The sequence below is a fragment of the Rhodoplanes roseus genome (genome assembly GCF_003258865.1).
Classification (GTDB): domain Bacteria; phylum Pseudomonadota; class Alphaproteobacteria; order Rhizobiales; family Xanthobacteraceae; genus Rhodoplanes; species Rhodoplanes roseus.
The window spans coordinates 1-9,648 of the sequence record NZ_NPEX01000225.1 but is presented as its reverse complement, the minus strand read 5'-3'; the positions used below and the strand labels follow the sequence as shown (position 1 = coordinate 9,648).

The window sequence follows — 9,648 nt, the reverse complement described above, 5'->3', positions numbered from 1 at the left end:
CGCCATTCGCTGACGCGAATGGGAGGAGGGGGGAAGAGGCGCCTCGGCTCTGTCGGTCCGGGCACGGACCTGCGACTCCCCTCCGCACGCTCGCGACGCGAGTGGCGGGGAGGGGTCGGGGGTGGGGGGCAGCCCCGGGCATTGATACGGAATGGTCGCTGACTCGAACTGATCATTCCAAGGTCGTACGATAGGGACGGTACGACGCAGCACGATCAAGAACCCGATGCCGGTCCGCAGGGGCCGGCGAGTAACGGGCCGCTGCGCGTCGCAGGAAACGCCAACCGGGAGGACGTCGATGTCGGCGAACGGTCGAACTGTATCTTTGCGAAAGATTTCGGCACTCGGAACGGCGGCGGTCTCCACCGTTCTGGTCGCAGCATTCGCCTGGGCCATCGTTCCGGCGGCGGCGCAGCCGCAGGACTATCCCAACCGCTCCATCACGCTGGTCGTGCCGTTCCCGCCGGGCGGCTCGACCAGCATCGTCGGTCGCCTCGTCGCCGACAAGATGAGCGAGATTCTCGGCCAGCAGATCGTCGTCGACAATCGCGGCGGCGCCGGCGGCACGGTCGCGGCGCGGGCGTTCACGCGCGCCGTGCCGGACGGCTACACGCTGCTGTTCGGCTATTCGGGCACCATCGCGATCGGCCCCAGCCTCTACCCGGCTGCCGGCTTCGACCCGCGAAAAGACTTCGCGCCGATCGGCATGATCGGCTCGGCGCCGGCCGTGCTGGTGGTGCATCCGAGCTTCGACGTGCCGTCGGCCGGCGCCCTGATCACGCTCGCCAAGGAGAAGCCGGGGCAGCTCGCCTACGGCTCGGCCGGCGTCGGCACCGTCACGCACATCGCCGGCGAGCTGTTCGTCGCCATGTCGGGCGCCAAGCTCACCCACATCCCGTATCGCGGCTCCGGTCCGGTGCTGAACGACCTGGTCGGCGGCCACATCAAGATGTCGTTCACGCCGATCCCGGCCGTGCACGCGATGGTCGACAACGGCACCCTGAAGGCGCTCGCGGTGACGAGCGCACAGCGTTCGTCCCTGATGCCGAGCGTGCCCACGGTGTCGGAGACCGGGCTGCCGGGCTACGAGGTCGTGCTGCGCTACGGCCTGCTGGCGCCGGCCGGCACGCCGCGGCCGATCGTCGACGCCCTCAACAAGGCGCTGCGCGAGGCGCTCGCTTCCGACGATCTGCAGAAGCGCCTCGCCAAGGAGGGCGCCGAGGTCCTGCCCAGCACGCCGGAGGAGTACGCCGCCGACATCGACCGCGAGGAGACCAAGTGGTCGAAGGTGATCAAGGACGCCGGCATCAAGGCGGAGTAGGGCCGCGGCGCTCGTCCGTCGCGACGCCCGCGCGTCGTCACGCCCCCGTCACTGCGCCCCCGTCACTGCGCCGTGATGCCGAGCTCCTTGATGGTGCGGCCCCACTTGGCGGCGTCGCGCCGCGTCATGCTGCCGAGCTCCTCCGGGGTCGAGCCGGCGACCTCGACGGCGAGCTCCTCCATGCGCCGCTTCACGTCGGGCAGGGACAGGATGCGGCGAAGCTCGGCGTTGAGCTGCGACACGATCGTCGGCGACAGGCCGGCCGGGCCGTAGGCGCCGTACCACACCGACATCTCGTAGCCCGGCAGCGTCTCGGCGACGGTCGGAACGTCGGGCAGCAGCGCCGAGCGCCGCGCCTCGGTGACGGCGAGCAGGCGCAGCTTGCCGATCTTCACGTGCTCGAGGCTCTGGGTCCCCGCCGTGAAGAACACCTGGGTCTGTCCGGCCACGGTGTCGACCGCGGCCGGTGCGCCGCCCCGATAGGGGACGTGCAGCATCTCGACGCCCGCCATCTTCTCGAACAGCGCGGCCGAGAGATGATTGGTCGAGCCGTAGCCGGCGGACGCGTAGGTGACCTTGCCGGGATTGGCCTTGGCGAAGGCGATCAGCTCCGGAATGGTCCGGACCGGCAGGGCGGGGTTCACCACCACGGTGTTGGTGACGTAGGCGAGCAGGCCGAGCGGCGCGAAGTCGTTGACGCCGTCGAACGGCATGGTGCCGAACAGAGCGTGGTTCATCGTGTGCACGCTCATCGTGTTGAACAGGATCGTGTAGCCGTCCGCCGGCGCGCGCGCCACGAAGGCGGTGCCGACATTGCCCGACGCGCCGGTGCGGTTCTCGATCACGACCGGCTGGCCGAGCGACTGGCGCAGGTGATCCGAGACCACGCGGGCCAGGATGTCGGTCGAGCCGCCGGGCGCGAACGGCACCACCAGGCTGATCGGCCGCTCGGGCCAGTCCTGCGCGTGGGCCCGATGCGCGGCGACGAGACCGGCGGTGCCGGCGAGGCCGGCGATCACGGAGCGACGGGTCGGGGTCGGCAAGGCGATCATGCATGTCACCGGGTCGGAGCGATGCTTGCGGCCCGGTGTTCCGGCTGACACGAGGACGCCGCGATGGCTCGTGGTAAGCGGCCGACTATCCCGGCTTTTCGACGCAGGTCAATCGCAGCGATCGGCGTGGCGCGCCGCCGGCGCAGCCCAGGCGTGTGTGCTGCACGACGCGTCGCGATCGTGTGTTTGACAAGCGGCGGCGTGCACGGTTCGGTGCGGCCTCCTCGTCGCCTGCGAGTCCGCCATGCACACCTTCACGACCCGTCCGGAAATCCGCGGCACCTTCGGCGCGATCGCCACCACGCACTGGATCGCCAGCGCGGTGGGCATGTCTGTGCTGGAGCGCGGCGGCAACGCGTTCGACGCCGCCGCCGCGGCCGGCTTCGTGCTGCAGATCGTCGAGCCGCATCTGGTCGGCCCGGGCGGCGACCTGCCGATCATCCTGAAGGCGCACGATGCGCCGGCGCCCGTGGTGATCTGCGGGCAGGGGCCGTACCCGGCCGCCGCGACGCTCGACGCGTTCGCGCGCCTCGGCGTCGCCCAGGTCCCGGGCACCGGGCTGTTGCCGTCGGTCGTACCGGGATCGTTCGACGCCTGGATGCTGCTGCTGCGCGACTACGGCACCTGGTCGCTCGCCGACGTGCTCGCCGCCGCCATCGGCTATGCCGAGACCGGCTTTCCGGTGCTGCCGCGGGTCGCCTCGTCCATCTACGCCGCGCGGGACTTCTTCAAGGCCGAGTGGCCGACCTCGGCGGCCGTGTGGCTGCCGGGCGGCGAGGTGCCGCGGCCGCGCGCGCTGATGCGCACGCCGGCGATCGCCGCGACCTACCGGCGCATCGTCGCCGAGGCGGAGGCGGTCGGCCCCGATCGCATCGCCCAGATCGAGCGCGCCCGCGACGTGTTCTATCGCGGCTTCGTCGCCGCGGCGATCGACCGCTTCTACGCCTCGGCCGAGCTGATGGACTCCACCGGCCGGCGCAACCGCGGACTTCTGTGCGGCGACGATCTGGCGCGTTACAGCGCGCGCGTCGAGCCGACCGTGTCGCGTCGCTACGGCGGCGTCGAGGTGCACAAGACCGGGCCGTGGGGGCAGGGCCCCGTGATGCTGGAGACCCTGGCGCTGCTCGAGGGGTTCGACCTCGCGGCGATGGATCCGACAGGGCCCGACTTCGTCCATGTCGTGGTCGAATGCATGAAGCTCGCTTACGCCGACCGCGAGGTGTTCTACGGCGATCCGGACGTCGTCGACGTGCCGCTCGGCACGCTGCTGTCCGACGATTACGCGACGGCGCGCCGCACGCTGGTCGGCGACGGCGCCTCGACCGCGCTGCGCCCGGGTGATCTGCCCGGCGCGGCGGACCGCATGGCGCGGGTCCTGGCGATGGCGGGACGCGAAAAGCCGGTCGGGCTCGGCCACGGCGAGCCGACCTTTCCGCCGCTGCCGGTCGAGTGGGGCGACACCGTGCATCTCGACGTCGTCGACCGCTTCGGCAACATGATCTCGGCGACGCCGTCGGGCGGCTGGCTGCAGAGCTCGCCGGTGGTGCCGGAGCTCGGCTTTCCGATCACCACGCGCGGCCAGATGGGTTGGCTGGAGCCGGGCCATCCCTCCACGGTGCATCCGGCGGCGCGGCCACGCACCACGCTGACGCCCACGCTGGTGACACGCGACGGCGAGGCCTGTCTCGCCATCGGCACGCCGGGCGGCGACCAGCAGGACCAGTGGGTGGCCGCGGTGCTGCTGCGCCATCTCCACCACGGCCTCGACCTGCAGGCCGCGATCGACGCGCCGCTGTTCACCTGCCGGCACTTTCCGCAGTCGTTCTATCCGCGCAGCGTCGAGCCCAACCGGCTGCTGATCGAGGAGCGGTTCGGCGAGGCGACGCTCGCATCCCTGCGGGCGCGTGGTCACGACCTGAAGGTGGAAGGGCCGTGGTCGCTCGGTCGCGTCTGCGCGGTGGCGCGGCGCGACGGCATGATCACGGCGGCCGCGACGCCGCGCCTCATGCAGGCCTATGCGATCGGCCGCTGACGCGGGCCGCCGCCGAACAGCATCGCGTCATGCGCCGAAAGGGCGGGCTCGCGCCCGCCCTCCGACGACACGAGATCGTGTGATCAGCACTGGCTGAAGTCGGGCCGGTAGGCGCCGCGCACCGGACAGTTGCTCCGGCCCCAGCCCCACGAGTTGCCCCAGCCGCCGCCCCAGCCGGCGCTCTGGTAGCCGGGCGCGTAGGCATAGCCGCTGTAGCCGGGGCTGTACGCGTATCCGCCGCCCCAGCCGGGCGCGTAGCCGTAGCTCGGGCCGTAGCTGTAGGACGAGTAGGCCGGCGCATAGCCGTAGCCCGGGCCGTAGGCGTAGCCGGCGGGCGCATAGCCGTAGCCGCCGCCGTAGTAGCCGCCGTAATAGCTGTTGCGATAGCTCGACGACGCCGCCGCGCCGATGATGGCGCCGGCCGCGAGGCCGATGCCGGCCGCGGCGATGAAACGGCCCTTGCGGGCTTCGGCGGCCGTCGAGGTCACCGCGAGCGCACCCGCGAGGGCGAGGGCCGCGGCCGTCTTGGTCGACACGTATCGCATGGTCAGCTCCTGCGCGTTGCCCTGCGGGGCGGGCGGTGTCCGCCTGCCCACGCGTGTGGCGATACCGGATCAATGCCGATGAACGTCCGGCGTTCCGGTGGGGGTCCGGACGGCCTCGACCGGACACGGCCGAGGCGCCTCCTTTGGTCGCGGCGGGAGGAGACCGGGTTCGTGCGGGGGATCACGCGCGAGGGCGCAGCCGATCACGATGACGTGCGGGGCGGGGCGTATGTGCGGGGGCGGTGGCGGCCTGCGTCAGCGGGGCGCCAGCGCGACGGTCTGCTCGTCGAGCGCCACCGTCTTGATCAGCGCGAAGACCGGGCGGCCCGGGGCGAGGCCGAGCTCGTCGAGCGCCTTGCGGGTCGCCGAGGCGACCACGTGGCCGTGCCCGGCGAGGTCGACGGTCACGGCGGCGAGCGGGCCGTCGTCGGTGTCGATGCGTCCGATCGTGCCGGTCAGCACGGTGCGCACGCTCAGCCCGGCGGGCCTGGCGGTCGCCAGGGTCACGTCGACCGCCCGCACGGCGACGCGGCAGTCGCGGCCGGGCGGCCCGGCCCGGCCGGCGAGCCAGATGGTGCCGGCGGGATGCGCGAGCTCGGTCAGGCCCCAGGCCTCGTCGTAGCCGGCGACCCGCGCCGTGACGAAGGAGGCGCGGCGGAAGCGGCTCTCGCCGGCCTGCGCGGCGCTGTCGCCGAACACGTCCTCGACCGTGCCGGCCGCGACCACGCGGCCGCCGGCCAGAACGACGACGCGGGCGGCCAGCCGTGCCACCTCCTCGACCGCGTGCGAGACGTAGACGATCGGGATCCGGAACTCGTCGCGCAGCCGCTCGATCAGCGGCAGGATCTCCTGCTTACGGGTGCTGTCGAGCGCCGCCAGCGGCTCGTCCATCAGGAGGAGCCGGGGCGACGAGATCAGTGCCCGGCCGATGGCGACGCGCTGCTTCTCGCCGCCGGACAGCCGCCCCGGCCGGCGGTCGAGCAGATGGCCGATGCCGAGCGTCTCGATCACCGGTTCGAGCGCGATGCGCCGCTCCGCCTTCGGCGCGAAGAAGCGGCCGAACAGCAGATTGTGCTTCACGCTGAGATGGGGGAACAGCTGGGCGTCCTGGAACACCAGCCCGATGCGGCGCGCATGCGCCGGCACGAAGACGCCCTTCGCCGTGTCGACCAGCGGCCGTCCGTCGAGCAGGATCGCGCCGCTGTCCGGCCGCGTCAGCCCGGCGATCAGGCCGATGGTCGCGCTCTTGCCGGAGCCCGAGGGGCCGAACAGCGCGATCACGCCGCCGTCGTTCTCGAAGCTGATGTCGAGCTCGAAGGTGCCGAGCGTCTTCTTGATGGCGGCCCGGATCATTCGAACTGCGCGATCTTGCGGGTGGCGAGGCGCTGCACGGCCTCGGAGAGGACCAGCGCCATCAGCGCGATCACGATCGACACGATGGTGAGGCGCAGCGCGGCGGCGTCGCCGGTCGGCGTCTGGGTCAGGCTGTAGATCGCCGCCGAGATGGTCTGCGTCTCGCCCGGGATGTTGGAGACGAACGTGATGGTGGCGCCGAACTCGCCGAGCGCCTTGGCGAAGCACAGGATCGAGCCGACCATCAGGCCGGGCAGCGCCAGCGGCAGCGTCACCAGCGCCACGGTCCAGGCCCGGTTGGCGCCGAGCGTGCCGGCCGCGTCCTCCAGCCGCCGGTCGATCGCCTCGATGGACAGGCGAATGGCCCGGACCATCAGCGGAAAGCCCATGACGCCGCAGGCCAGCGCCGCGCCGGTCCAGCGGAACGAGAACACGATGCCGAAATTCTCCGCCAGGAAGGCGCCGATCGGCCCGCGCCGGCCGAACAACAGCAGCAGCACGTAGCCGGTCACGACCGGCGGCAGCACCAGCGGCAGGTGCACCAGCCCGTCGAGCAGGACCTTCCCCGGAAACCGCCAGCGCGCCAGCGCGTAGGCGACGAATATGCCGAGCGGCAGGCTCGCCAGCGTCGCGACGACGGCGATGCGCAGCGACAGATGAATGGCGGTCAGCTCCTCGGACGACAGATCCATCATGGCCGCGAGGAGGCCTTGTCGCGCGAGGTCGTCGGCATGCGGGTCCGCCGGTTGCATCGTCCGGGAGGGGACGCGTTGAAAGCTGTAGCGGGAGGAATATAGCGGGGCGGTCGATCGGCTGCCAAGCCCCGGTGCGCCGCGCGGCTCCGCAGCAGACCGGGGTTGCGTTGCCGGTCCGGGCGTGCGGACATTCGGCCGGGTCGCCCGTCCGCGCCCCGACGGAGGAGACCGTGCCGCCACCCGACGCGCTCTATTGCCGACTGGACAGCCGGAACCGGATTGTCGGCGTGGGCGGCGCGTGGGACGCGTTCGCGTTGGACAACGACGGCGCGGCCGCGACCGTCGCCCGGGTGCTCGGCACCGACCTCCTGGTCCACGTCACCGGGGACCAGACGCGGTCGCTGCTCGACACGGTGCTGTGGCGGGTCCGGCGCAAGGAGCGCGAGGCGATCCTGCCGTTCCGTTGCGACTCGCCCGATCGCGAGCGCCACATGGAGATGACCCTGCGGGCGGAGCCGGGGCAGGGCGTCCTGCTCGCCTACCGGATGTTGCGCAGCGTGCCGCTGCCTTTCGCCCTGCCGCTGAACTTCTCCGCCACCGGCCTGCCCCGCGGCCGCATGCTGTTCCGCTGCAGCACCTGCAACCGGCTGTTGCGCGACGGCCTCTGGCGCGAGCCGGCGAGCCTCGATGAGCAGCCCACCGTCCCGATCGCCGTGAGCTATGGCGTGTGCGCCGACTGCCGCGCCACGGTCGAGCGGCTGTTGCCGGAGTGATCCGCCCGGCCGAGCTGCGCGGGCGTGCGTTGACGCCGCGCCGGCGCGTCTCCTACAAGCAAAAACCTCGATGCGTCCGCGCCGCCGGCTCGGGCGCGACGCTGGTCCCGAGCCCCCGTGCCCGCATGATCTCCTTCCACGCCACTGGCCTCCAGGCGTCATCCGTGCCCGTGCGGCACGACCGCACGGCTGCGCCGTGACGGCCCAGTCCACCGAGCAGGGGGCCGCCGCCGCGGCGATCGCGCTGGGTCGGCGCGCCGCGCCCGGCCTGGTCTTGTCCGCCGTGGTCGCCATCGCCGCGGTCGCGCTGGCGCCGCTGGTCGCCCGCGTCGCGCCGATCCCGGCCATGGTGCTGGCGCTGCTGATCGGCATCGCGGCGAACCGCGTCGCGGCGCGGCCGGTGTTCCAGCCCGGCCTCGTGCTCGCCGTGAAGACCATCCTGCGCTGGGCCGTGGCGCTGCTCGGCCTGCGCATCGCGCTCGGCGACATCCTGGCGCTCGGCGTGTCGTCGGCCGCGCTGGTCGTCGTCGCCATGATCGCGACCGTGATCGCCGGCTTCGTCTGTGCGCGCGCCTTCGGCATGGCGCCGGGCTTCGGGGCGCTGGTCGGCGCCGGCACGGCGGTGTGCGGCGCCTCGGCGACGCTCGCCACCGCGACCGTGGTGCCGCCCTATCCGGGCCGCGAGGCCGACATCGCTTTCGTGGTGGTCGCCGTCAACGCGCTCTCGACCCTCGCCATGGTGCTGTATCCGCCGCTCGCCGCCTGGCTCGGCTTCGACGCCCACGCCACCGGCATCCTGCTCGGCGGCACCATTCACGACGTCGCCCAGGTGGTCGGCGCCGGCTATGCCGTGTCCGAGCCGGTCGGCAACACCGCCGTGATCGTCAAGCTGTTCCGGGTCTTCCTGCTGCTGCCGATGATCCTCGCCATCGGCTGGTGGCTGGTCAAGGCGACGCCCGGCACGGCCAGGGCCCCGGTGCCGGTGTTCGCGCTGGTGTTCCTGGCGCTGTGCGTCGTCAACACGATCGTGCCCGGCGTCGATGCGCTGGCGCCGATCTACGCGGTGGCGAAGGATCTGCTCGTCTCTCTCACGAATGCGATGCTGCTGCTCGCCATCGCGGCGCTGGGGCTCGGCACCTCGCTGGCCGCCATGCGGATGCTCGGCTGGCGCCACCTCGTCACGGTCTGCGTCACGACGGTCGTGATCCTCGCGGTGGTGACGGCCGGCCTCGTGGCCATCGGCTGACGCCGGGCATCGTTCTTGCTCTACCATCGTCCCCGACGCGCCTCGCGTCGACACCGATGGAGACGTTCGATGAGACTTCCCGCCACCGCCGCGCTGCTCGCCGTTGCGCTCGCCGGAACGGCGCAGGCCCAGACCGCGCCTGCACCGGCCCCGGGGGGCGTGTTCGAGAAGAAGACCTACAACTACGCCGACTGGACCAAGGGCCGCTTCTCCGAGGCCGTCACCGTGACGGGCCCGGCCAAGACGATCTTCCTGGCCGGCATCGGCGCCGAGGACGAGGACCAGAAGCCCGGCACCATCCGGCATCCCGGCGACTTCACGGCGCAGTGCAAGTACGCCTACGAGAAGATCAAGAAGGCGCTGGAGAAGAACGGCGCGACGCTGGGCGACGTGGTCAAGATGGTCACCTACGTGACCGACATCCGCTACCAGCAGCTCTACGGTCCGTGCCGCACCGAGGCCTTCGCCGGCCAGCCGCTGCCCGCCCACACCTTCCTCAACATCAACCAGCTCGCCTGGCCCGGCATGCTGGTCGAGATCGACGTCACCGCCATGGTGCCGGTGAAGTGATGAGCCTTCACCCTCCCCTGGAGGGGGAGGGTCGAACGCCGAAGGCGTTCGGGGTAGGGTG

Annotated in this window: 9 protein-coding genes; 5 read left to right on the top strand and 4 right to left on the bottom strand. The window is 72.0% G+C overall.

All coding sequences use genetic code 11. The annotated features are described in order from the left end of the window. Positions 1 to 325 precede the first annotated feature (325 nt). Entirely contained in the window at positions 326 to 1,321 is a 996-nt protein-coding gene (locus CH341_RS23585; protein WP_170149777.1) for a Bug family tripartite tricarboxylate transporter substrate binding protein, read from the top strand. Positions 1,322 to 1,383: 62 nt separating this feature from the next. On the opposite strand, the gene CH341_RS23580 is transcribed toward CH341_RS23585, so the two are convergent. Next, complete coding sequence (locus tag CH341_RS23580) at positions 1,384 to 2,373, bottom strand: Bug family tripartite tricarboxylate transporter substrate binding protein (RefSeq protein WP_111421430.1); 990 nt, start codon at positions 2,371 to 2,373, stop codon at positions 1,384 to 1,386. Between the two features lie 244 nt (positions 2,374 to 2,617). Here CH341_RS23580 and CH341_RS23575 point away from each other — a divergent pair, with 244 nt between their 5' ends. After that, complete coding sequence (locus tag CH341_RS23575; RefSeq protein WP_111421429.1) at positions 2,618 to 4,405, top strand: gamma-glutamyltransferase family protein; 1,788 nt, start codon at positions 2,618 to 2,620, stop codon at positions 4,403 to 4,405. A gap of 83 nt (positions 4,406 to 4,488) precedes the next feature. Here CH341_RS23575 and CH341_RS36010 read toward each other — a convergent pair whose 3' ends face one another. The 3 genes from CH341_RS36010 to modB all read right to left on the bottom strand — a co-directional run bounded on the left by CH341_RS36010 (position 4,489) and on the right by modB (position 6,995). Continuing rightward, positions 4,489 to 4,950 carry a hypothetical protein gene (locus CH341_RS36010; RefSeq protein WP_111421428.1) on the bottom strand — a complete coding sequence of 154 codons (462 nt, stop codon included), beginning with the start codon at positions 4,948 to 4,950 and terminating at the stop codon, positions 4,489 to 4,491. 255 nt (positions 4,951 to 5,205) lie between these two features. Beyond that, positions 5,206 to 6,303, bottom strand: coding sequence for a molybdenum ABC transporter ATP-binding protein (modC, locus tag CH341_RS23565; protein WP_111421427.1), 1,098 nt, complete (start codon positions 6,301 to 6,303; stop codon positions 5,206 to 5,208). Next, positions 6,300 to 6,995, bottom strand: coding sequence for a molybdate ABC transporter permease subunit (gene modB, locus CH341_RS23560; protein WP_111421432.1), 696 nt, complete (start codon positions 6,993 to 6,995; stop codon positions 6,300 to 6,302). The genes modC and modB overlap by 4 nt, the downstream gene beginning before the upstream one ends. A 233-nt stretch (positions 6,996 to 7,228) precedes the next feature. On the opposite strand from modB, the gene CH341_RS23555 reads away from it, so the two are divergent. The 3 genes from CH341_RS23555 to CH341_RS23545 all read left to right on the top strand — a co-directional run bounded on the left by CH341_RS23555 (position 7,229) and on the right by CH341_RS23545 (position 9,587). Beyond that, entirely contained in the window at positions 7,229 to 7,771 is a 543-nt protein-coding gene (locus CH341_RS23555) for a hypothetical protein (protein WP_146604590.1), read from the top strand. Between the two features lie 196 nt (positions 7,772 to 7,967). After that, on the top strand, positions 7,968 to 9,017 hold the full coding sequence (locus CH341_RS23550) for a YeiH family protein (protein WP_245431217.1): 1,050 nt from the start codon (positions 7,968 to 7,970) through the stop codon (positions 9,015 to 9,017). A gap of 69 nt (positions 9,018 to 9,086) precedes the next feature. Beyond that, the gene (locus CH341_RS23545; protein ID WP_111421424.1) at positions 9,087 to 9,587 is read left to right on the top strand and encodes a RidA family protein; all 501 of its coding nucleotides are present in this window, start codon (positions 9,087 to 9,089) and stop codon (positions 9,585 to 9,587) included. Positions 9,588 to 9,648 lie beyond the last annotated feature (61 nt).

What these genes read in the sequence shown, in the direction of transcription:
- CH341_RS23580 (WP_111421430.1), bottom strand. Translation starts at nt 2,373, where the DNA reads ATGATCGCCTTGCCGACCCCGACCCGTCGCTCCGTGATCGCCGGCCTC.
- CH341_RS23575 (WP_111421429.1), top strand. Translation starts at nt 2,618, where the DNA reads ATGCACACCTTCACGACCCGTCCGGAAATCCGCGGCACCTTCGGCGCG.
- CH341_RS36010 (WP_111421428.1), bottom strand. Translation starts at nt 4,950, where the DNA reads ATGCGATACGTGTCGACCAAGACGGCCGCGGCCCTCGCCCTCGCGGGT.
- modC (WP_111421427.1), bottom strand. Translation starts at nt 6,303, where the DNA reads ATGATCCGGGCCGCCATCAAGAAGACGCTCGGCACCTTCGAGCTCGAC.
- modB (WP_111421432.1), bottom strand. Translation starts at nt 6,995, where the DNA reads ATGGATCTGTCGTCCGAGGAGCTGACCGCCATTCATCTGTCGCTGCGC.
- CH341_RS23545 (WP_111421424.1), top strand. Translation starts at nt 9,087, where the DNA reads ATGAGACTTCCCGCCACCGCCGCGCTGCTCGCCGTTGCGCTCGCCGGA.